The sequence below is a fragment of the Amycolatopsis cynarae genome (genome assembly GCF_026802195.1).
Taxonomy (GTDB): Bacteria; Actinomycetota; Actinomycetes; order Mycobacteriales; family Pseudonocardiaceae; genus Amycolatopsis_E; species Amycolatopsis_E rhizosphaerae.
The window spans coordinates 613751-636239 of sequence record NZ_CP113836.1 but is presented as its reverse complement, the minus strand read 5'-3'; the positions used below and the strand labels follow the sequence as shown (position 1 = coordinate 636239).

The 22489-nt window shown below is 70.1% G+C and carries 14 protein-coding genes and 1 pseudogene; 8 read left to right on the top strand and 7 right to left on the bottom strand.

Annotated elements, in window-relative coordinates; genetic code table 11:
* Positions 1–20: 20 nt before the first annotated feature.
* The gene (locus ORV05_RS03035) at positions 21–983 is read right to left on the bottom strand and encodes a hypothetical protein (protein ID WP_268756926.1); all 963 of its coding nucleotides are present in this window, start codon (positions 981–983) and stop codon (positions 21–23) included.
* Between the two features lie 439 nt (positions 984–1422).
* Here ORV05_RS03035 and ORV05_RS03030 point away from each other — a divergent pair, with 439 nt between their 5' ends.
* Genes ORV05_RS03030 through ORV05_RS03020 form a run of 3 tightly spaced genes read left to right on the top strand, consistent with a single transcriptional unit; the run spans position 1423 to position 7185 of the window.
* Entirely contained in the window at positions 1423–2532 is a 1110-nt protein-coding gene (locus tag ORV05_RS03030; RefSeq protein ID WP_268756925.1) for an ABC transporter ATP-binding protein, read from the top strand.
* A gap of 1 nt (position 2533) precedes the next feature.
* Positions 2534–3418 carry an ABC transporter permease subunit gene (locus tag ORV05_RS03025; protein ID WP_268756924.1) on the top strand — a complete coding sequence of 295 codons (885 nt, stop codon included), beginning with the start codon at positions 2534–2536 and terminating at the stop codon, positions 3416–3418.
* Positions 3419–3441: 23 nt separating this feature from the next.
* Positions 3442–7185 (top strand): ABC transporter ATP-binding protein, encoded by a 3744-nt coding sequence (locus tag ORV05_RS03020; protein ID WP_268756923.1) that lies wholly within the window; start codon positions 3442–3444, stop codon positions 7183–7185.
* Positions 7186–7282: 97 nt separating this feature from the next.
* Here the strand turns inward: ORV05_RS03020 and ORV05_RS03015 are convergent, their stop codons facing one another.
* Complete coding sequence (locus ORV05_RS03015) at positions 7283–8653, bottom strand: FAD-binding oxidoreductase (RefSeq protein ID WP_268756922.1); 1371 nt, start codon at positions 8651–8653, stop codon at positions 7283–7285.
* 334 nt (positions 8654–8987) lie between these two features.
* Here ORV05_RS03015 and ORV05_RS03010 point away from each other — a divergent pair, with 334 nt between their 5' ends.
* Positions 8988–12677 (top strand): multifunctional oxoglutarate decarboxylase/oxoglutarate dehydrogenase thiamine pyrophosphate-binding subunit/dihydrolipoyllysine-residue succinyltransferase subunit, encoded by a 3690-nt coding sequence (locus ORV05_RS03010; protein WP_268756921.1) that lies wholly within the window; start codon positions 8988–8990, stop codon positions 12675–12677.
* A gap of 108 nt (positions 12678–12785) precedes the next feature.
* On the opposite strand, the pseudogene ORV05_RS03005 reads toward ORV05_RS03010, so the two are convergent.
* The 3 genes and pseudogenes from ORV05_RS03005 to ORV05_RS02995 all read right to left on the bottom strand — a co-directional run.
* Positions 12786–13964 (bottom strand): annotated as a pseudogene (locus ORV05_RS03005) (S8 family peptidase); the annotation flags it as partial.
* 225 nt (positions 13965–14189) lie between these two features.
* The gene (locus ORV05_RS03000; RefSeq protein WP_268756920.1) at positions 14190–15305 is read right to left on the bottom strand and encodes an ABC transporter ATP-binding protein; all 1116 of its coding nucleotides are present in this window, start codon (positions 15303–15305) and stop codon (positions 14190–14192) included.
* Between the two features lie 111 nt (positions 15306–15416).
* Complete coding sequence (locus tag ORV05_RS02995; RefSeq protein WP_268759670.1) at positions 15417–16592, bottom strand: NAD(P)-dependent malic enzyme; 1176 nt, start codon at positions 16590–16592, stop codon at positions 15417–15419.
* A 359-nt stretch (positions 16593–16951) separates the two neighbouring features.
* Here ORV05_RS02995 and ORV05_RS02990 point away from each other — a divergent pair, with 359 nt between their 5' ends.
* Together ORV05_RS02990 and ORV05_RS02985 are read left to right on the top strand one after the other, a co-directional pair.
* A complete protein-coding gene (locus tag ORV05_RS02990) occupies positions 16952–17569 on the top strand; it encodes a dTDP-4-dehydrorhamnose 3,5-epimerase family protein (RefSeq protein ID WP_268756919.1) in 618 nt (205 codons plus the stop codon).
* A gap of 86 nt (positions 17570–17655) precedes the next feature.
* Positions 17656–18435 carry a helix-turn-helix transcriptional regulator gene (locus tag ORV05_RS02985; protein ID WP_268756918.1) on the top strand — a complete coding sequence of 260 codons (780 nt, stop codon included), beginning with the start codon at positions 17656–17658 and terminating at the stop codon, positions 18433–18435.
* On the opposite strand, the gene ORV05_RS02980 is transcribed toward ORV05_RS02985, so the two are convergent.
* The gene (locus ORV05_RS02980) at positions 18407–19507 is read right to left on the bottom strand and encodes a class I SAM-dependent methyltransferase (RefSeq protein WP_268756917.1); all 1101 of its coding nucleotides are present in this window, start codon (positions 19505–19507) and stop codon (positions 18407–18409) included. The genes ORV05_RS02985 and ORV05_RS02980 overlap by 29 nt on opposite strands.
* A gap of 133 nt (positions 19508–19640) precedes the next feature.
* Positions 19641–21257, bottom strand: coding sequence for a GMC oxidoreductase (locus tag ORV05_RS02975; protein WP_268756916.1), 1617 nt, complete (start codon positions 21255–21257; stop codon positions 19641–19643).
* 130 nt (positions 21258–21387) lie between these two features.
* Here ORV05_RS02975 and ORV05_RS02970 point away from each other — a divergent pair, with 130 nt between their 5' ends.
* On the top strand, positions 21388–21969 hold the full coding sequence (locus ORV05_RS02970) for an acid phosphatase (protein ID WP_268756915.1): 582 nt from the start codon (positions 21388–21390) through the stop codon (positions 21967–21969).
* A gap of 33 nt (positions 21970–22002) precedes the next feature.
* A complete protein-coding gene (locus tag ORV05_RS02965; RefSeq protein WP_268756914.1) occupies positions 22003–22488 on the top strand; it encodes a GNAT family N-acetyltransferase in 486 nt (161 codons plus the stop codon).
* Position 22489 lies beyond the last annotated feature (1 nt).

Sequence of the window (22489 nt, the reverse complement as noted above, 5' to 3'; positions counted from 1 at the left end):
GGCGGGCCGGTCGCCGATGCTCAGGCGATACGCGCCGATGGCGGCACCATGACTTGGGGAGCCGGACAGGACTTCGCCACCTCATGGGCCGCCATCAGCTCGCGAAGAACGCCGTGCGGATCGGTTCGGAGCCGGGACGGGACCGTGTGTATCACCACCACACCGGCCGCGGTCAAGGCAGCGTGCTTCTCAAGGGTGCGGGCATATCCATCGGGTGTCAGGTGGAACTCCTTCGAATCGGTTTCCCAAGCCAGTCCCACCCGCCACCACCCGTCCACCACACCGAGCAGCCGGCCGGCGCGATCGCGGACCGGCACGTTCCACCCGGGTTCGGGGAGGGGGCTCCGGCGAACCAAGGAACGTCCCCAGGCTTCCGCCGCCGATCGCACGCCGTCCCCTATCTCGGAGAGAACACGACGAGGAGGCGCAGAGCCGATGGCGGGGCCCTTGGCCAGTTCTATGCCCAGGGCAGAGGGCGTGCACAGGCCCCGTTGCACGACGTCGGCGACCATCGCCCTGATGGCGTCGAGGTCCTGCATGCGGTGAGTCGCATCGATGATCGCTCTCGCCGTGGGAGCGACCGCCAGACCTCGAAGGTTCACGGGGTTCGGCAGTCTTCGCGTTCGCTCTACCGTCACCCACACCCGGCTGCTCACCTTGCGCTCGTGCGGCACGAGGACATGCACGAGTTGCCCATGGGGCAAGCGGCGGACGCCGTACAGCCGCGCCGCTTCGATGCCGGTCAACATCGCGCGGGGCCCGGCATGGACCAACGCGACACGACCGAGCTGCCGACGGGTGGGGCTTCCACTGTGCAGAAGGACGACGCCGGGGATCGCGGTCTGCCAAGGACCGCCCGGACGGCAGCGGTGAGCGATGCTTGAGCTGGAAAGGCCCAGCTCGAGCAGGCGTGCGCGCGAGGCGACGCCATCTGGGAAGACACGGCTGATCTGATCGAGGTCGATCGCTGCTTTTCTCGGCACCCGCCGAGCATGCTCCCCAGGTCGGACATTTCCGGCCTTCGCCGGTGCGACCCCGCCTGCATGCCGTGCAGCGGGGCCTGTTTGCTGCGAATCATTCGCAGCAAACAGGCCCCGCTCCAACCCCGGGGGGCCGAGGGGCTGGGGCGGGTGAGCGAAAACGGGAAGCCGGGCAATGCCCCGGCGAACAAGGGGCGGCCCGCTCAACCAGCCTGGGGGTCACTGGGAGCGGGCCGCCATGTATCAGCTTAGGTGCTCGCGGCGGAGTTCGCTGCATCGGGGCCCGTGTTTTGCCCGAAATACTTCTTCACGGTTAGTGCGTCAACCTGGTGATTCAGTCACCCATAGTGACCTTCGGCCCGGTGGTCCCCCCCTGGGAGGCGATAAGGCAGGATGTCGGCTGCGCTGATCTTCACCCATTCGCCGGAACCAGGGGGGACCGATGCAGAACGACGGCAGCGGCCGCATTGTGGTGCAGAACCTCAGCAAGACGTTCGGCCCCGTTCCCGCTGTGCAGAACCTGAGTTTCATGGTGGAACCGGGTTCGGTCACCGGCTTCCTCGGGCCGAACGGCGCGGGCAAGACGACCACGCTCCGGATGATTCTCGGCCTGGTCACCCCGACCGCGGGTACCGCGACGATCAACGGCCTGCCCTATCACCAGCTGGGCAACCCCGCCCGCGTGGTGGGCACGGTGCTGGAGAACGAAGGGTTCCACCCGAAGCGGACCGCGCGGAACCACCTGCGCGTGTACGCCGCGGCGCTCGGGGTGCCGGATCAGCGGGCGGACGAGGTGCTCGCCCTGGTCGGTCTGTCCTCGGCGGCGAACCGCAAGCCGGGCGGGTTCTCGCTCGGTATGCGCCAGCGTCTCGCGCTGGCGACCGCACTTCTCGGCAACCCGCAGGTCCTCGTGCTCGACGAGCCGGCGAACGGTCTGGACCCCGAAGGCATCCTGTGGCTGCGCAACTTTCTGCGCGCCTACGCGCGTGAAGGCCGGACAGTGCTGGTGTCCAGCCACCTGCTGTCCGAGGTCGAGCAGACCATCGACAACGTGGTGATCATCAGCCAGGGCATGACGCGCTACTTCGGCTCGCTCGAACAGCTCCGCAGCAGCCAGCAGTCGCGGGTGCTGGTGCAGGCGGCCGACGCGGCGGCGCTGGTGAAGGCACTGCAGGGGGCCGGCGTGGCCCAGCTCGAAGCCACTCCGGACGGCCGGGTGGCGGTCTACGGCGCGAGCCGGCAGCAGGTGGGTGACCTGGTCGCGAAGTCGGGCCTGGCGGTCTACGGGATGGAAGAGGAGCGCGCCGATCTGGAGCGGCTCTTCTTCCAGCTCACCCAGGGCCAGTACTCGGGCGCCCCGCAGTTCGGGGGCGCGCCCCAGCAGGCGCAGTACCAGCAGCAGCCGCCGCAGCAGCAGGCGCCGCAGCAGGGTGGCTGGGGGCCGCCGCCGCCCGGCTACCCGCCTCAGACACCGCAGCAGTACCAGGTCCCGCCCGGCTATCCGCCGCAAGGCCAGCCAGGGCCGCAGCAGGGTTGGGGAGGCCAGCGCTGACATGGGCAGGCTGATCATCGCGGAATTCCGCAAGACGCTCACCACGAAGAGCTGGTGGGGACTGATGATCCCGGCGGTCGTCTTCGCCTTCGGGTTCGCACTGGGCTGGGGCGCCTTCGCCAACAAGGTCGGCAACGTGCTCGACAGTGAAGAGACCCAGGACATCGCCCACGCCATGGGCATCGAGATCGGCCATCTCCCGATGGGCCTGCTCGCGATCGGGCACGGCATCAACATCGGCCTGGTCTTCCCGGTCATCTTCGGCGTGTACGCCCTGGCGGGCGAGTACAGCAAGAAGACGATCACCACGACCTTCCTCACCGCCCCGAACCGCGGCTCGGTGCTCACCGCGAAGATGATCACCTACGTCGTCTGGGGGATGCTGTACGGCCTGCTCATCGCGGCCGTGGCGAGCCTCGGTATCGCGCTGAGCGTGGACCAGGCGCGGCAGCCGAGCTCGGGGCAGTGGCTGGGCGTGATCGGCGCGTCGGTCCTGGCCGGGGTGCTGGCCACCCTGTTCGGGATCGGCGTCGGCGCGGTCTGGAAGAGCGTGGTCGGCAGCGTGATCACGCTGTCGATCTACCTCCTGGTCTTCGAGAACGTCCTGGTGCTGGTGAGCTACGGGGTGTGGAAGGTCTCCTGGCTCGGTGGCGTGCTGCCCAACGGCACGATGAACGGCATCGTGGGCGCGATCGGCGCGGAGGCGTTCGGGGCCGCCGGGGTGAAGCTGCCCCGTATCAACGAAGAGGCCCAGTGGACCCTGCAGTACTTCGCGGGGGCGCCGGGTGCCTTCTCCTGGTGGGCCTCGGCGCTGATCTTCTTCGCCTGGACCATGCTGTTCTTCCTCACCGGCTGGGCTTCCAACCAGCGACGCGACATCACCTGACCGAAGGCGCATAGCCTGGCTGGGTGACGACTGCCGCGCCTGCCCCCGAAGCCCCGACCGGTTGGATCCGCAGACTCTCCGCCGCGGCATGGCGGCATCCCGTTCTCGTGGTGCTTTCGCTGGCCGCGGCGGTGATCAGCGTGGGCTTCCAGGCGGGGAGCCCGCTGCTGGTGCGGGCGGCCGTGGACGACGCGGTCACCGGGAGCACCGCCCGGCTGGGCCTGCTGGCCGGTGGTCTGGTCGGCGTCCAGGTGCTGATGTTCGGGACCGCGTTCGTGCGCCGCTACGTCGGCGGGCGGCTCGCACTGGACGTGCAGCACGACCTCCGCCGGGCCGTGTTCGGCGCGGTGTCCCGTTTGGACGGTGGGAAGCAGGACTCGCTGCGTACCGGCCAGGTGGTCTCCCGCGCCATCACCGATCTGCAGCTGGTCGTGTCGCTGCTGATGATGGTGCCGGTCTCGGCCGGTTCGGTGATCTTCGCGGTGTTCTCGCTCGCGGCGATGCTGTGGATGTCGCCGCTGCTGACGCTGATCGCCCTGATCGTGGTGCCCGCGGTGGCGATCGTCGCGGGCGCGTCCCGCAAACGGCTGTTCCCGGCCACCTGGTCGGCCCAGCAGCGGGCCGCGGACCTCGCCCAGCACGTCGAGGAAACCGTGACCGGGGTGCGGGTGGTCAAGGGCTTCGGTCAGGAGGCGCGCGAGGTGGCGCGCCTGGAGTCGGCGGCGAAGCGGCTGTTCGCCGAGCGGCTGCGGGCCGCCCGGCTGTCGGCCGTGCCGGCCGCGACCACCTCGGCACTCCCGGCGGCGGGGCAGGTCGCGGTGCTGGCGTTCGGTGGCATCCTCGCCCTGCGCGGTGAGGTCAGCCTTGGCACCTTCCTGGCGTTCGCCAGCTACGTGTCCGGCCTGGTCGGCCCGGCGCGCATGCTCTCCTCGATGGTGGTGCAGGCCCAGCTGACCCGCGCGGGGGCCGACCGCGTGTACGAGCTGATCGACGCGCAGCCCGAGGTGCGGGACGCGCCGGACGCCAGTGCGCTTCCCGAAGGGCCGCTCGGCATCCGACTGACCGATGTGCGGTTCGGCTACACCCGGTCCGAACCGGTGCTGAACGGCCTGTCCCTGGAGGCGAAACCGGGTGAAACGCTGGCACTGGTCGGGACGGCGGGTTCGGGAAAGTCGACGATTTCCCTGCTGCTGCCCCGCTTCTACGACGTGCACGACGGGTCCGTCGAAGTCGGCGGCCAGGACGTACGCGGGGTGAAACTCGCCGAACTGCGCCAGGCGATCGGGGTGGTGTTCGAGGAGGCGTTCCTGTTCTCCGCCTCGATCCGGGACAACATCGCCTACGGCAGGCCCGACGCGAGCGAGGAGGAAATCGTCGCCGCGGCCAAGGCGGCCGAGGCCCACGACTTCATCCTGCGCCTGCCGGACGGCTACGACACCGAGGTCGGTGAGCGGGGACTGACCCTGTCCGGCGGGCAGCGGCAGCGGCTCGGCCTGGCCAGGGCCCTGATCACCGATCCGCGGATCCTCATCCTCGACGACGCCACCTCCGCGGTGGACACCGTCACCGAAGCCGCGATCCACGAGACCTTGCGGGCCGTCACCGCGACCCGGACCACCCTGCTCGTCGCGCATCGCCGCTCGACACTCGCGCTCGCCGACCGCATCGCCGTGCTCGACGCGGGCCGCGTTGTCGACGTGGGCACGGCGGCCGAGCTGGAGGAACGCTGTGAGCTGTTCCGCGAGCTGGTCTCCGGTCCCGGCGAGGGCGTCGAAGAGGTCCATCGGCGCGACTGCGCGGTTCAGCCGTCCTCGGGGATCACGCCGCAACTGTGGCCCGAACCGGCCGAGCAGGACGACGCGGCCGAATTGGCCGGCTCGGCACAGCTGCGCAGCAGCACCCCGGCGCCCGCCGCGGGCGCCGGGATGGGCAGACCCGGCACGATCGACGTGCCGCCCACCGAAGAGCTCCTCGAAGGCGTGCGGAAGCTCCCCCCGGCCACGGACACCCCCGCGCTGCGGGACACCGACGTGACCGCGCCCGACCCGGGTTTCCGGCTCGGGCGGCTGCTCCGGCCGGTGCGCGGCCTGCTCACCGCGGTGATCGTGCTGGTGGGGCTGGACGCGCTGGCGTCGATCGCGCTGCCCTCGCTGTACCAGCAGGGCGTCGACCACGGGGTCCGGCCCGGGGTCGAGTCGGTGATCTGGCTCATGGCCGCCATCGGCGCCGCGGTGATCACTCTCGACTGGCTGGTGATCGCGGTGCAGACCCGTCTCACCGCGCGCGCCGGGGAAACGGTGCTGTACTCGCTGCGGGTACGCAGCTACGCGCACCTGCAGCGGCTCGGGCTCGACTACTACGAGCGCGAACTGTCGGGCAAGATCATGACGCGGATGACGACGGACGTGGACGCCCTGTCCACGTTCCTGCAGACCGGACTGGCCCAGGCGGTGATCAGCGCGCTGACGCTGACCGGGATCTCCGCCGCTCTGCTGATCACCGACGCCTCCTTGGCCGCGTACGCGCTGAGCGTGCTGCCGATCCTGATCATCGCGACGGTGGTCTTCCGCAGGCTCGCCACCGCGGCCTACACCGAGGCCAGGGAACGGGTCAGCGTGGTCAACGCCGACATGCAGGAAAACGTCAGCGGCCTGCGGGTCGCGCAGGCGTACAGCCGTGAGGAACGCTCGGCCGAAGTGTTCGCCTCGCGCAGCGACGCGTACCGGCGCTCGCGGCTGCGGGCCCAGCGCTACGTCGCCACGTACTTCCCGTTCGTCACCATGCTCTCCGGCGTGGCCGAGGCGATCGTGCTGGTCGCGGGGGCCAACCGCGTGGCGGCGGGGAGCCTGCCGGTCGGTGTGCTGCTGGCCTTCCTGCTCTACCTCAACCTGTTCTTCTCGCCGATCCAGCAGCTTTCCTCGGTGTTCGACGGCTACCAGCAGGCGAAGGTGGGGTTGCGCCGGATCGGCGACCTGCTGCGCACGCCGTCGTCGGTGCCGCCGCCCGCGAACCCCGTTCCGGTGCCGGAACACCTGACGGGCGAGGTCACCTTCGACGCCGTCGAGTTCGCCTACGCCGGGTCGGATTCCCTTGCCCTGGCGGATGTCTTCCTCAAGGTGACCCCGGGTGAGACGGTGGCGCTGGTGGGCGCCACGGGCGCGGGCAAGTCGACCGTGGTCAAGCTCCTCGCCCGGTTCTACGACGCGACCGGCGGCAAGGTCAGCATCGACGGGGTGGACGTGCGGGACTACGACCTGCCCGCGCTGCGGCACCGGATGGGGGTCGTGCCGCAGGAGGCGCACCTGTTCACCGGCACCGTCGCGGACAACGTGCGCTACGGCCGTCCCTCGGCGACGGACGTGGAAGTGGAGGCCGCGGTGCGCGCGGTGGGCGCGCTGGACGGGGTGGCCGCGCTGCCCGCCGGGTTCCGGCAGCCGGTCGGGGAACGGGGGCGCTCGCTGTCGGCGGGACAGCGGCAGCTGATCGCGCTGGCGCGCGCCGAACTGGTCGACCCGGACGTGCTGCTGCTGGACGAGGCGACCGCCGCACTCGACCCGGCGACGGAGGCCGCCGTGCTGCGGGCCACGGAGAACCTGGCCCGTCGGCGCACGACGTTCGTGGTCGCGCACCGGCTGGCGACCGCGGCCAAGGCCGACCGGATCGTGGTGCTGGACCGCGGCCGGGTCGTCGAGCAGGGCACGCACGAAGAACTGCTCGCCGCCGGCGGACACTACGCCCGGCTCTGGTACACCGGCTCCGGCCACTGACAGTCCGGTCGCCGGGAGCCCACCCGCTCCGCTGACCGGGGCTGGGGCGACCCTTCACGGCACCATGCGGCAAATAAGGGCCGTGAAGGGACCCGCCTCAGTCGAAAACCTTGCCGGGGTTGAGGATGCCGAGCGGATCGAGCGCGGTCTTGACGGCCCGGTGCAGGTCGAGCACGCCGGGGCTGACCTCCCGCCGCAGCCCGCCGCGCTTGAGCAGCCCGACCCCGTGCTCGCCGGTGACGGTACCGCCGAGTTCGACGGCGTCGGCGATGATGTCCTCGAAGGCGGCCTGGGCACGCCGTTTCGCGTCCTCGTCGCCGATCGGAGTGATCAGCAACGGATGCAGGTTGCCGTCCCCGGCATGCGCGATATTCGCGATGAGCGTGTCGTGCGCGACGGCGGTTTTCTCGATGCGGGCGAGCATCTCGGGCACCTGGGCCTTCGGCACGCACACGTCCTCGGTGAGCACCGGTCCGAGCCGCTCCAGCGCCGGATACGCCAGGCGCCGCGCGTCGAACAGGGCCTCGGCCTCCTGCTCGTCCGAGGACACCGCGGCCCAGGAGGCACCGGCCTGCTCGAAGCACCGCAGCAGGACCTGGGCCTCCTCTTCGCCCGCGAGGCCCGGGGTGTCGCAGCGGCCGAGCAGTACGACGTTCGCGTCGGCCGAAAGGCCCATGTTCTTCCACGCGTCCACCGCCTCGAGGCAGTGCCGGTCGACCAGTTCCAGTGCCGACGGGACGACGCCGGAGGCGGACACCGCGCTGACCGCCTCGCCCGCCGCCACGATGGAGTCGAAGTAGCCCGCGACGGTGCGTTCCGGCGCGCGGGAAGGCCGCAGCCGCACGGTGATCTCGGTGATGACGCCCAGGGTGCCCTCGGAGCCGACCATCAGCCCGCACAGGTCGTACCCGGCGACGCCCTTGGCGGTCCGGCGGCCGAGCCGCACCACGTCGCCGCGCCCGGTGACCACCTCCAGCCCGAGCACGTAGTCGCGGGTGACGCCGTACTTCACGCAGCACACGCCGCCGGCGTTGGTCGCCACGTTCCCGCCGATGGTCGACCAGGGTGCGCTCGCCGGGTCCGGCGGGTACCACAGGCCGTGCACCGCGCAGGCGGCGCGCAGATCGTCGTTGACGACGCCGGGCTGGACGACCGCGAGCCGCTCCAGCCGGTTGATCTCGAGGACCCGGTTCATCGACTCGAAGGACAGGATGACGCAGCCGTCGATCGCGTTGGCGCCGCCCGAGAGCCCGGTGCCCGCCCCACGGGGAACGACCGGGACGCGGAGCCGGGCGGCGAGCCGCACCACGGCCTGGACCTCTTCGGTGGTGCGCGGCCGGACGACCGCGGCGGCCCGCCCGTAGGGGGCCCATTCGGCGTGGTCCTGCAGGTAGCTTTCGACGATGCCGGGGTCGTCCACCACCCGGTCGCCGGGGACGACCGCTCTCAGTTCGGCCACCAGGTCCATGGGCCACCTCCGACCGGCCAGATTACCCCTGCCGCCGGATCGGGCCCGACGGCGAACGCCGCCGATGTGACTCAGCCAGCGAAACCCATGTACCGTTTCCGGCGGCCTCCGCGTGAAGCGCCGCTGGTCGGCGTCGCCGCCCGGCGCGGTACATCGCACCGCCTCACGCGCGCGTAGCACCCCACACGCCGCCTGTACCGATCAAGTGAGCAATCCCAAACTCAGTTGCAACGCAGATGCACCACTTCGATCACATCCGGAATGGCGAGGGGGTTAGCCTGGGAGGCGCACTAGCGGACAACAAGATCGAGATGGATAGAGGCGAGTCCCTGCCGTGTCCAGCAGCAGCCCTGCGTCACAGTTCGGCCCCAACGAATGGCTCGTCGAGGAGATGTACGACCAGTTCCTCGCCGACCCTTCTTCAGTAGATGCCGCTTGGCATGACTTCTTCTCCGACTTCAAGCCGACCCAGGCTCCGGCGGCGAAGCCGGAAGGCGCAGGCACCGCAGGCCAGGCCACCACCACGGCCCCGGCCCCGCGACCGAGCAACGGGCAGGCCCTCGCGACCACCTCGCCGCCGGCCAAGCAGGCCGCCGCGACCCCGGCTCCACCGGCTGCCGCGAAGCCCCGGCCGGCCAGCGCCAAGCCCGCCGCCACCGCGGCCGCCAAGGCAGGCGAGCCGGAGACCAAGCAGCTGCGCGGCGCGGCCGCCGCGATCGCCAAGAACATGGACGCCTCGCTGAGCGTGCCGACCGCGACCAGCGTCCGCGCGGTGCCCGCCAAGCTGATGGCCGACAACCGCATCGTCATCAACAACCACCTCAAGCGCACCCGCGGCGGGAAGATCTCCTTCACGCACCTCATCGGGTACGCGATGGTCCGTGCGCTGCGCGACTTCCCGAACATGAACCGGCACTACGAGCTGATCGAAGGCAAGCCCTTCGCGGTCACGCCGGAACACGTCAACCTCGGCCTCGCCATCGACATGAAGGGCAAGGACGGCAGCCGCACCCTCGTCGTCGCCTCCATCAAGAACACGGAGAACATGTCGTTCCTCCAGTTCTGGCAGGCCTACGAGGAGATCGTCAAGAAGGCCCGCAACAACAAGCTCACCGCGGACGACTTCTCCGGCACCACCATCTCGCTGACCAACCCGGGCGGCATCGGCACCAACCACTCGGTGCCGCGGCTGCAGGCGGGCCAGGGCGCGATCATCGGTGTGGGTGCCATGCAGTACCCCGCGCATTTCGAGGGCACCAGTGAGAAGACGCTGGTCGACCTGGGCGTCAGCAAGATCATGACGCTGACCTCGACCTATGACCACCGGATCATCCAGGGGGCGGAGTCCGGAGAGTTCCTCAAGCGCATCCACGAGCTGCTGCTCGGCGGCGACGGCTTCTACGACGACATCTTCACCTCCCTGCGGCTGCCCTACGAGCCGATCCGCTGGGTGGAGGACATTCCCGAGGGCGGGATCGACAAGACCGCCCGGGTGCTCGAGCTGATCGACGCCTACCGGATGCGCGGCCACCTGATGGCCGACACCGACCCGCTGAACTACCGCCAGCGCCGCCACGAGGACCTCGACGTCCTCTCCCACGGCCTGACCCTGTGGGACCTCGACCGCGAGTTCGCCGTCGGCGGCTTCGCCGGCAAGGAGCGGATGAAGCTGCGCGACGTGCTGGGCGTGCTGCGGGACTCCTACTGCCGCACGGTGGGCGTCGAGTACACCCACATCCTGGACCCGGACGAGCGCCGGTGGATCCAGGAGCGCGTCGAGGTGCCGCACGCCAAGCCCGACCAGGCCGTGCAGAAGTACATCCTGTCGAAGCTCAACGCGGCCGAGGCGTTCGAAACCTTCCTGCAGACCAAGTACGTCGGCCAGAAGCGGTTCTCGCTGGAGGGCGGCGAGACGGTGATCCCGCTGCTGGACACCGTGCTGGACAAGGCCGCCGAACACGAGCTCGACGAGGTCGTCATCGGCATGCCGCACCGCGGCAGGCTCAACGTGCTGGCCAACATCGTCGGCAAGCCGATCTCGCAGATCTTCCAGGAGTTCGAGGGCAACCTCGACCCGGGCCAGGCCCACGGCTCCGGTGACGTCAAGTACCACCTGGGCGCCGAGGGCAAGTACTTCCGGATGTTCGGCGACGGCGAGACGAAGGTGTCGCTGACCGCGAACCCGTCCCACCTGGAGACGGTGGACCCGGTGCTGGAGGGCATCGTCCGCGCCAAGCAGGACATCCTCGACAAGGGCGGCGACTCCGGCGGCTTCACGGTGCTGCCGGTGCTGCTGCACGGCGACGCGGCCTTCGCGGGCCAGGGTGTCGTGGCGGAGACGCTGAACCTGGCGCTGCTGCGCGGCTACCGCACCGGTGGCACCGTGCACATCATCATCAACAACCAGGTCGGTTTCACCACCGCGCCGGAGAACTCGCGCTCCTCGCAGTACGCCACCGACGTGGCGAAGATGATCGGCGCGCCGATCTTCCACGTCAACGGCGACGACCCGGAGGCCGCGCACTGGGTGGCCAAGCTGGCCGTGGAATACCGCCAGGCGTTCAACAAGGACGTCGTGATCGACATGATCTGCTACCGGCGGCGCGGGCACAACGAGGGCGACGACCCGTCGATGACCCAGCCGGCGATGTACGACATCATCGACACGAAGCGTTCGGTGCGGAAGACCTACACCGAATCGCTGATCGGCCGCGGCGACATCTCGGTGGAAGAGGCCGAGGCCGCGCTGCGGGACTTCTCCAGCCAGTTGGAGCACGTCTTCAACGAGGTCCGGGAACTGGAGAAGCACCCGATCACGCCGAGCCCGTCCGTCGAGGAGGAGCAGCAGGTCCCGGCCAAGGTGCCGACCGCGGTGCCGCGCGAGACCATCGAGCACATCGGCGACTCCTTCCTCAACGTGCCCGACGGCTTCAACCCGCACCCGCGCGTCAAGCCGGTGCTGGAGCGCCGCGCGAAGATGGCGCGCGAAGGCGGCATCGACTGGGCGTTCGGCGAGCTGCTCGCGTTCGGTTCGCTGGCGATGGAGGGCAGGCTGGTCCGGCTGTCCGGTCAGGACTCCCGCCGCGGCACCTTCACCCAGCGGCACTCGGTGCTCATCGACCGCAAGAACGGCCGTGAGTACGCCCCGCTGCAGAACCTCGGCGAGGACCAGGGCCGGGTGATGATCTACGACTCGGCGCTGTCGGAGTACGCGGCGGTCGGCTTCGAGTACGGCTACTCGGTGGCCAACTCGGACGCGCTGGTCCTGTGGGAGGCGCAGTTCGGCGACTTCGTCAACGGCGCGCAGACCGTCATCGACGAGTACATCTCCTCCGGTGAGGCCAAGTGGGGGCAGCGCTCCGACCTGGTGCTGCTGCTGCCGCACGGTCACGAGGGTCAGGGCCCGGACCACACCTCGGGCCGGATCGAGCGGTTCCTGCAGCTGTGCGCGGAGAGCTCGATGACGGTCGCGGTGCCCTCCACCCCGGCGAACTACTTCCACCTGCTGCGCCGGCACGCGCTGGACGGCATCCAGCGCCCGCTGATCGTCTTCACCCCGAAGTCGATGCTGCGGAACAAGGCGGCCACCTCCATGGTCGAGGACTTCATCGGCCAGACGAAGTTCATGTCCGTGATCGACGACGTCGAGGTGGACCCGGCGAAGGTCCGCAAGGTGCTGCTGACCTCCGGCAAGCTGTACTGGGAGCTGGTGGCCGAGCGGGCCAAGCGGGGCGCCGACGACGTGGCGATCGTGCGGATCGAGCAGTACTACCCGCTGCCGATGAAGAAGCTGCGGGCCGCGCTCGAGCGCTACACCGCTTCGCCGCAGGTGGCCTGGGTGCAGGAAGAGCCGGAGAACCAGGGCGGCTGGCCGTTCTTCGGCCTGCACCTGCCGCGGAAGTTCCCGGAGCTGCTGTCCGGTCTGGACGTGGTGGCACGCCGCCCGATGGCGGCCCCGTCCGCCGGTTCGTCCAAGGTGCACGACGTCGAGCAGAAGGCGCTGATCGCCAAGGCGTTCAGCTGATCGCGCTCGGCTCCCGTCCGTGAAAGGTGCCCCCTCCCGGTTCGCCGGGAGGGGGCACCTTTCCTTTGGCGGGCCGGGAAATCCGGCCCGAACCAGTTCTTAGAACACCGTGTAGAGCAGGACGTTCGGCGAGCCGCTGCCCGCACTGGTCACCTTGCCGGTGGTGCCGGCGGCGACCAGGGCGTTGCGGACGGTCGCGGGGGACGCGGAGGTGTGCGTCGCCAGGTAGAGCGCCGCCGCGCCGGTGACGTGCGGGGTGGCCATCGACGTGCCGCTGATCGTGTTCGTCGCGGTCGTGCTGCCGATCCAGTCGGACTTGATGCTGCTGCCGGGGGCGAAGATGTCCAGGCAGCTGCCGTAGTTGGAGTAGCTGGCGCGCGCGTCGCTGCTCGTCGTCGCCCCGACCGTGATCGCCTCCGCGGTGCGAGCGGGCGAGGAGTTGCAGGCGCTGGTGCTGTCGTTGCCCGCGGCGACGGCGTAGGTCACGCCCGAGGCGATCGAGTTCTTCACCGCGTTGTCCACCGAACTGGACGCGCCGCCACCGAGGCTCATGTTCGCCACGGCCGGTTTGATCGCGTTCTGGGTGACCCAGTCGATCCCGGCGATGACCCCGGCGTAGGTGCCCGATCCCGAGCAGTCGAGCACGCGGACCGCGGTCAGCTGCACGCCCTTGGCCACGCCGTAGGCGCTGCCGCCGACGGTGCCCGCGACGTGGGTGCCGTGGCCGTTGCAGTCGGTGGCGTCGCTGTCGTTGTCGACGAAGTCGTAGCCCGATTTGGCGCGCCCGCCGAAGTCGCTGTGGGTGAGGTTGATACCGGTGTCGATGATGTAGGCGTGCACGTTCGACGCGGTGGTCGAGTACGTGTAGCTGCTGTCCAGCGGCAGCGAGCGCTGGTCGATGCGGTCCAGCCCCCAGGAGGGCGGGTTCGTCTGCGTGGCGGTGGTGTGGAACGTGCGGTTCTGCTCGACGTAGGCGACCGCCGGGTCGGCGGCGATCCGCTTCGCCTGGCTTTCGCTCATCGTGGCCGAGTAGCCGTGCAGGGCCGAGGTGAACTGCCGGTGGACCTGACCACCGAGGCGTCCGGCGAGGGTCTGGACCGGGGTGGCGGTGTCCTTCAGCACCACGATGTAGCTGTCCTTGATCGCGTCGGCGCCACCGGCTCCGACGATCGATCCTTCCTTCGCCATGGCGGGAGCACTCGTGGCGACGGCCGCGATGGTGGCCACGGCGGCGGCGAGGCCGAACGTGGCGAGTGTCTTGAGCCGGTGGGGAGAGGGTTTGCGCACGGTTTCCGTCCTCCTTGGCAGGGTCGGCCCGGCGTGGACCGCCGGACCGCAAGGGGTGAAAAGCATTCATGTAGCGAATGCATCACTGACGGTAAAACCGGGCATTCCCCCGAAGGAAGACCTTGTTTTCCAAGGGGAAAACCGGTATGAACCACCTCTAAACAGGCGAAATCACTCGATCAGCTCCCACCGAAAGTAGGAGACTTCGGGAGCAAGGGATCTTTACTACGGAACCTCTGGAGCAAATCCACCTTGCTCCAGTTCCGCCCGCTTCTCCAGGACGTCGAGAATCTGACGGGCAGTCACCACACCCACCACCCGGCCGTGGTCATCCACGGTGACGCCGAGTCCGGCGGGCGAGGACAGGGCGGCGTCGAGCGCCCCCCGGAGCGGTCCGCCCTGCCGGTAGAGCGAACCACCGGCGGCGAGATCGGCTTCGGTGAGCAGACCATCCACAGTGGATCCCGGCCGAACCCAGCCGCGCGGCCGCCCCTCCGCGTTCACCGCGAGCAGCCAGTCCACCACCGGGCCGGAAAGCGGCTCCCCGGTCCTCGCTGTGGCAACGGCTTCCACCGCGACACCAGAAGAATCCACAAAGGACAAGCCGCGATAACCGCGGTCCCTGCCGACGAAGGAGGCGACGAAATCGTCCACCGGCTGCCGCAGGACCTCGGCGGGGCTGCCGTACTGGGCCAGCCGTCCGCCCACCCGCAGCACGGCCACCCGGTCCCCGAGGCGCACCGCCTCGTCGATGTCGTGGGTGACGAACACGATGGTCTTGCCGAGCTGCGACTGCAGGCGCAGGAGCTCGTCCTGCAACCCCTCCCGCACCACCGGGTCCACCGCGGAGAACGGCTCGTCCATGAGCAGGACGGGGGAATCCGCGGCCAGCGCCCTGGCCACCCCCACCCGCTGCTGTTGCCCGCCCGACAACCGCGCCGGATAGCGCTTGCCCAGTTCGGCGGGCAAGCCGACGAGCTCCAGCAGTTCGGCGGCTCGGGCCCGGGCCTTGCGCCGGCCCCAGCCGGACAGCAGCGGCACGGTCGCCACGTTGTCCAGGACCGTGCGGTGCGGGAACAGCCCGGCCTGCTGGATCACGTACCCGATGCCGCGCCGCAGCGCCGGCGGATCGGATTCCCGGACGTCCCTGCCGTCCAGCAGCACCTGCCCGGAGGTCGGCTCGACCATCCGGTTGATCATGCGCAGCGAGGTCGTCTTCCCGCAGCCGGACGGACCCACCAGCACCGTGATGCTGCCGTCTTCGACGGTCAGGTTCAGGTCGTCGACCGCGACCGTCCCGTCCGGGTACCGCTTGGTCACGCCCCGGAACTCGATCCCCACGCCGCCTCCCGCGCCCGTTCTCCCGTGATCACCATAGCGCCGGCAGGCACTCCGGTGGGCTCACCGGAGCCCCTTGCGGCCCCCCAGCGGCAGTCTGGGGGGCTCGCGGGATCAGGCCGTCACACCGTCGGCGATGGCGGCCTTCGCCACCGCGGCGGCCACCTCGGGGGCCACCCGCGGGTCGAGCGGGCTAGGCACGATGCGGTCGGGGCCCAGATCGTCCTGGGCGACGGCGACGATCGCGTCCGCCGCCGCGAGCTTCATGTTCTCGGTGATCGCACGGGCCCCGGCGTCCAGCGCACCGCGGAACACGCCAGGGAAGGCCAGCACGTTGTTGATCTGGTTCGGGTAGTCGCTGCGCCCGGTGGCCACGATCGCGGCGTACTTGGCGGCGATCTCCGGCCGCACCTCCGGATCGGGGTTGGACAGCGCGAACACGATCGGGTCCTCGGCCATGGCGGCCAGCAGCGACTCGTCGAAGGTCGAGCCGGACAGCCCGAGGAACACGTCGGCGCCCTCCAGCGCCTCGGCCAGCCCGCCCCGCAGGCCCGCCGAGTTCGTCGTCTCGGCCAGCTTCTCCTTGACCGGGTTCAGGTTCTCCCGGCCGGAGTGGATGATGCCCCGCGAGTCCAGCATGGTGACGTCGGCCACGCCCGCCTCCTGCAGGATCCGGGCGCAGGCCACACCGGCGGCACCGGCACCGGAGACCACCACGCGCTGCTTGGTGATGTCGCGGCCGAGGACCAGGTTCGCCCCGCGCAGCGCGGCCAGTGTGACGATCGCCGTGCCGTGCTGGTCGTCGTGCATGACCGGGCAGTCCAGCGCCGCCTTGAGCTTGTCCTCCAGCTCGAAGCAGCGCGGCGCGGAAATGTCCTCGAGGTTCACCGCGCCGTAGGACGGACGGAGCCGCACCAGCGTCTCCACGATCTCGTCCACGTCGGTGGTGTCGAGCACCAGCGGGATCGAGTCGAGCCCGCCGAAGGTCTTGAACAGGACAGACTTGCCCTCCATCACCGGCAGCGAGGCGCTCGCGCCGATGTCACCGAGCCCCAGCACGGCGGTCCCGTCGCTCACCACGACCACCAGCCGGTCCGCCCAGGTGTAGCGCTTCGCCAGCGCGGCGTCCTCCGCGATCGCCCGGCTGACCTTGGCCACGCCGGGCGTGTAGGCCACCGACAGATCGCGCGGCTGTGAGATCGGCCGGACGGCCGCGACGGACAACTTGCCGCCCTCGTGGCCATGGAAGATCTCGTCGTCGGTCACCGGCGACGCGTCGTTGTCCTGCATCCCGTTCCCTGTCGTCGAATCGGAGGTCTGAGCGTAGGTCATTGTCGAATCCCTCTCCCGGGACTGCGAGCGGGGACACCGCGGCGTCCCCGAATCCCCAGTAACACAAACACTGGCTCCTGCTGCTCGGCAGCCCGGCGCGGTGGCGCCGCCTACCGGCCAGGCGTCCTGATCGGCCGTCCCAGCCCTTGGTGAGGCGACGGCGCGGACGCGGCGGTCCCCCCAGTGTGGCAGGCCGGGTCGGGGGTCTGACGCCCAGGTGCGGTTGACATCACAGAAACTGCTGGTCAAGGCCGCCTTCCCAAGACGTCCGTCCGGCTTGGGAAGTGACGCGGCCCGCCGCGGTTACCCTTACCGGCATGCAGGTGCGCGAGCTGGCGGTCCGGGATGCCTACGAATTCACCCCGCAGAAGTTCCCCGATCACCGCGGCCTGTTCGTAGCCCCGTTCCAGGAGGCCGTGCTCACCCGGACGATTGGTCACCCCCTGCGCCTGGGGCAGACCAACCACAGCGTGTCGCGGCGCGGCACGATCCGGGGCATCCACTTCGCCGACACCCCACCCGGGCAGGCGAAATACGTGTACTGCCCGCGAGGGGCGCTGCTGGACGTGATCGTCGATCTCCGCCGGGGTTCGCCGACCTTCGGCCGCTGGGACGCGGTGCACCTCGACGCCGTCGACTTCCGCGCCGTCTACCTCGCCGAAGGACTCGGGCACGGCTTCGTCGCGCTGGAGGACGACACCGCGATGGCCTACCTGTGCTCGACCGGGTACAACCCTTCCGGGGAACACGGCATCACCCCGCTCGATCCCGCTCTGAACCTGCCCTGGCCCGCGGACCTGCCCTTCACGCTGTCCGAAAAGGACACCGGGGCGCCCACGCTGGCCGAGGCCGAAGCGGCCGGGCTCCTCCCCCGCTACGAAGACTGCGTGGCCCACTACGAGGCGCTGCGCGCCTCCGGCTCCGTACCGGCCTGAAACCGGCCTCCAACTTGACGCTGCCCGGGCCGAGGAGGAGCGTCGAACGCAGTACCCCGCACGCTCCGGCCGCCCCGGAGGCGCCGATGTACCTGCCGTTGAGCACGGTGGCACGGGCCGTGTCCGTCGTGGACGTGCTCGGTGAGCTCACCACGCCCGGCGAGTTCCCCGTGGTGCTGCCCGCACTGCACCGGCTGATCCCCGGCGACACCGTCGTCTGGAGCACGATCGGTCTCGACCGGACCGACGTGCGCTATCGGGACTTCCCGCCGCGCGCCCTGGACGAGGCGCGGTGCGAGGTGTTCGCGAGCCTGCTCCACGAGCATCCGCTGATCACCCACTTCCGCCGGACCGGTGATCCACGCGCCCTGCGGATCAGCGATTTCGTGAGCACCGCCGAGTTCCACCGGCTCGCCCTGTACCGGGAGTTCTTCCGCGCCATCGGGGTCGAACGGCAACTGGCCGTGACGATCGCCCCACCGGAGGGGGTGCTCTCGGTCGTCGCGTTCAACCGGGCAGGCGGCGACTTCACGGACGTCGAGCGGGATCTGCTCACCCTGCTGCGCGAGCCGATGGCCGCCGCGCTGCGCCGGGCGCGGCGGCGCGAACACGCGAGCCTCGTCCTCGCGGGACCGCTCCACGAGCTCACCGGGCGGGAACGGCAGGTGATCGAACTGGTCGCGCTGGGCCGGACCAACGCGGGCATCGCACGGGCGCTTCAGGTCAGCCCGCGCACGGTCGCCAAGCACCTCGAGCACATCTACCACAAGCTGCGAGTCACCAACCGGGTCGCGGCGGCCGGCCGGATGCTGGCGCGGCCGCCGTCCCCCGAGCGGCTCACGGAGCCAGTTCGTACACCAGATTGAAGTCGGTGGACGCGGCGATCCTCGCGTCCGCGAAACCGGCCTCCCGGGCCAGTTCGAGAGTGCGGGTCGGTCCCGCCTGGTTGCCCAGGGCGGCGGCAGGCGTCCCGGACAGCCCACTGGGCAGGCAGATGAACATCGAAGCGCCCACCAGGACGCGGCCGAGCGGGTTGATGCTCTCCTCGACGGAATCCCAGCTCATCGGCTCGACCAGCATGACCCGGCCGCCGGGGGCGAGCGCGGCACGGGCGGCCCGCAGCGCGCCCAGCGGGTCCGGCATGTCGTGCAGGCAGTCGAAGAAGGTGATGAAGTCGTAGCTGCCGTCGAGATCGGCCGCCCCGGCGACACGGAACTCGACGGTGCCGGTCACCCCGGCGGCCGCCGCCCGTTGCCGCGCCACTTCGATCGAGGGAGCGTGGTAGTCGACCCCGACGAAGGAGGAGTTCGGGTAGGCCTTCGCCATGATGATCGTCGAGGCACCGAATCCGCAGCCGACGTCGGCGACCCGGGCGCCGCGGACGAGCCGCTCCCCGGTCCCGCCCAGCGCGGGGATCCACGAGCTGGTCAGGTTGGCCAGGTAGCCGGGGCGGAAGAAGCGTTCAGTGCCCGCGAACACGTCTTCGTGCTGCTCGTGCCACGCGATGCCCTCGCCACTGCGGAACGCCTCGGTCAGCCGGTCGATCACGCGGGTGGCGGCCGTGAGGTTCTGGAAGGCGCCCGCCACATAGCCGGGGCTGTCCGGGTTGGTGAACGCCTCCGCCTGTTCGGGCGAGAGGCGGTACCGGGCCGAACGCTTTCCGTCCGGTCCGGTACCGCCGCCCTCGTAGGTGACGTAGCCCGCCGTGGCCATCGCCAGCAGCCATTCACGCAGGTACCGCTCGACCAGCCCGGTCCGCCGGGCCAGTTGCCCCGCGGTGACCGGCTCGCCGTCGGCCAGCGCGGTGAACAGCCCCAACCGGTCGCCGACCAGCGCCAGCGGCACGATCATCGCCGCCCCCACGTCGGTGACGACCCGGCCGACCAGCTCCTCCAGCCGGTCCGGTGCCACGGTCCTGGTTTCCCGCGTCGCGGTCATCTCGCCCTCCCTTCGCCTGGGGCGTGTCGTGCCTGGATGAACAGGCCCCAGCAAAGGCGAGCCGGTACGCCCTGTCCATACGGAGAAATGCGTACCTGCTCGCGCACTCGAACGGGGGCTCTGCCGCGGCCTGTCAGCGCAGGTCTTCGGCGAGGATCCGCTCGATGTTGCGTTCCGCGAGCGCGGTGATCGTGACGAACGGGTTCACCCCGGTACTGCCCGGGATGAGGGAACCGTCGGTCACGTAGAGGTTCCGGTAGCCCTTGACCCGGCCGTAGAGGTCGGTGGCCCTGCCCAGCACGAGGCCGCCCAGCGGGTGGTAGGTGAACCGGTTCTCGAACGCCCTGGTGTCGCCGAACAGGTCGTAGCGGTAGATCGTCCCGTTCGCCGCGTTGATCTTGTCGAACAGGTTCTTCGCCGCGTCGATCGAGGGTTGTCCCTGCGAGATCTCCCACTGCAGCCGAGCCGAGTCGCTGGCCGCGTCATAGGTGAAGTACCCCCGTTCGGGGTTGCGGGTGATCGCCAGGTAGAGGCTCGCCCAGGTCTCGATCCCCGCGGGCACCGGCGCGATCTCCGCGAACACCGGGTTCTGCGGGTCGTTCCAGGCGTCGATGCCCAGTGCGGGCATGCCCGACTCCAGTGCCCCCGTGGTGTCCCACAGGTGGTTGGCGCGGCCGAGCATCACGTTGCCGTTGGTGCCCCAGCCCTGGCCGACCTCGTCGGACAGCTCCGGCAGCTTGCCGGTGTCGCGCGCCCGGACCAGCAGTTCGGTGGAGCCGAGGCTGCCCGCGCCGAGGAACAGGTACTTCGCGCCGAGCTGCTTGACCGCGAGCACGTTGCCGTCGGGGTCGCTCTGCCGGACGGTGAGCACCCAGGTGCCGTCCTGCTGGCGGATGATGTCGCGGACCTCGTGCAGGGTGCGGATGGTCACGTTGCCGGTGCCGAGCGCCGCCGCGAGGTAGCTCTTGTCCAGGGAGCGTTTCCCGTGGTTGTTGCCGTAGATGACCTCCGACGCCAGCGCCGAGCGCGGCACCTCGTTGGCCTCTTCCCGGCGCATGTAGTCGAAGTCGTAGACGCTCGGCACGAAGGTCGTGGCCAGGCCGGCGTTGTGCGCGTGCTTGCGGGAGACGCGCGCGAACTGGTAGCTGTCGCAGCTTTCGAACCAGTCGGGGTCGATGTGGTTGACGCCCAGTCCCGCGTTGGCGCGCGGGAAGTAGGTGCCGTACATCTCGTCGGCGTCGACCGCGGGCAGGATCTGCTCGAAGTAGGACCGCTTCGGAACCACCGCCATCGCGCCGTTGACCAGCGAGCCGCCCCCGACCCCGCGGCCGACGTAGACCGACATGTCGCCGAAGTGCACGCGGTCGAGCACACCGGCGTACGGGTCGATGTTCCGGTTCGCCAGGTCCAGCCACAGGAACGACGCCAGTGGCGCCTCGGTGCGCTTCTTGAACCACATCGCGCGCTTGTCGGGGCTGAGCATGCTCGGGAAGATCTTGCCGTCGGCGGCCGGCGTGTTCCACAGCTGACCCATTTCCAGCATGACCGTCGGGATGCCGGCCGCGCCGAGGCGCAGCGCGGTGACCGCGGCGCCGTATCCGGTACCGATCACCACCGCGGGCGAGAACTCGCTTTCCTGCTGGGCCGCGGCGGCGGTACCGGGCAGGGAGACGGTGGTGAGACCGACAGCCGCGGCCGAGCTGAAGGCGGCCGCGCCGAGGAAGCGCCTACGAGACAGGTGTCGAGACATGATGCGAACGATATTCGCGTTATCCGATCCTTGTAAACGCCGTTAATTAGCCCGATGGGGTGACGGTGGGTGTCCCCACAGTCCGGCTTCGTCCCGGTGGTCGCCGCCGGGGGCGGGCTATATTCACCCGGTGGACCACGAACTCTTCCTGCTTCGTCACGGCCAGACCGAGTGGTCCGCGAACGGGCGGCACACCGGCCGCACCGACATCCCGCTCACCGCCGCCGGGGAGAACCAGGCGAGAGCGGCAGGCCTGACCCTGGGCGGGCTGCGCAAGGGGCCCGCGCTGGTGCTGTCCAGCCCCCGCCACCGTGCCGTCCGCACCGCCGAACTGGCCGGACTGGTCGTCGACGAAACCACCGAAGACCTGGCCGAGTGGGACTACGGCGACTACGAGGGGCTCACCACCCCCCAGATCCGCGAGAACGCCCCCGACTGGACCGTGTGGTCCCATCCCATCCCGGGCGGCGAAAGCGCCGAGCAGGTCACGGCGCGCGCCGACAAGGTGCTGCTGCGGGCCCGCGAAGCGCTGGCGGACAGCGACGTGATCCTCGTCGGCCACGGGCATTTCGGCCGGGTGCTGATCGCCCGCTGGCTCGGGCTTCCCGCGGCCGGCGGCGTGCACTTCGGACTCGACCCCGCCGGACTGGCGGTGCTCGGCGACGAGCGCGGCGTGCCCAAGATCCAGCACCTCAACCTCCCCCCGGCCTGAGTTCTCCCCCCTCGTAGAAACGCAGGTGCCCCCGTGCCCGACAGCCGCATCCGCCGAGCCCGCGAATCCGACGTCGAGACCCTCGTGCGGCTCGTGCACGACCTCGCCCATTACGAGAAGGCGCCCGCGGAGTGCCGGCTGACCGCCGACAAACTGCGCGCCGCGCTGTTCGGCGCCTCGCCCGCGGTGTTCGCCCACGTCGCCGAGCAGGACGGCGAGATCGTGGGCTTCGCGCTGTGGTTCTTGAACTTCTCGACCTGGCGCGGGGTGCACGGCATCTACCTGGAGGACCTCTACGTCCGGCCGGAGCTACGGGGTTCCGGGCTGGGCAAGGCCCTGCTGGCGACGCTGGCCCGCGAATGCGTGGACCGCGGCTACGCCCGGCTCGAATGGTCGGTGCTGGACTGGAACCCCGCCACCGGCTTCTACCAGGCGCTCGGCGCCGTTCCGATGGACGAGTGGACCGTCTACCGGCTCACCGACACCGCACTGGAAAAACTCGCGAACAGCGACGGGTGAC

Coding starts and splice junctions, on each gene's coding strand:
- ORV05_RS03030 (WP_268756925.1), top strand. CDS start 1,423: ATGCAGAACGACGGCAGCGGCCGCATTGTGGTGCAGAACCTCAGCAAG.
- ORV05_RS03025 (WP_268756924.1), top strand. CDS start 2,534: ATGGGCAGGCTGATCATCGCGGAATTCCGCAAGACGCTCACCACGAAG.
- ORV05_RS03015 (WP_268756922.1), bottom strand. CDS start 8,653: ATGGACCTGGTGGCCGAACTGAGAGCGGTCGTCCCCGGCGACCGGGTG.
- ORV05_RS02995 (WP_268759670.1), bottom strand. CDS start 16,592: ATGCAGGACAACGACGCGTCGCCGGTGACCGACGACGAGATCTTCCAT.
- ORV05_RS02990 (WP_268756919.1), top strand. CDS start 16,952: ATGCAGGTGCGCGAGCTGGCGGTCCGGGATGCCTACGAATTCACCCCG.
- ORV05_RS02985 (WP_268756918.1), top strand. CDS start 17,656: ATGTACCTGCCGTTGAGCACGGTGGCACGGGCCGTGTCCGTCGTGGAC.
- ORV05_RS02980 (WP_268756917.1), bottom strand. CDS start 19,507: ATGACCGCGACGCGGGAAACCAGGACCGTGGCACCGGACCGGCTGGAG.
- ORV05_RS02975 (WP_268756916.1), bottom strand. CDS start 21,257: ATGTCTCGACACCTGTCTCGTAGGCGCTTCCTCGGCGCGGCCGCCTTC.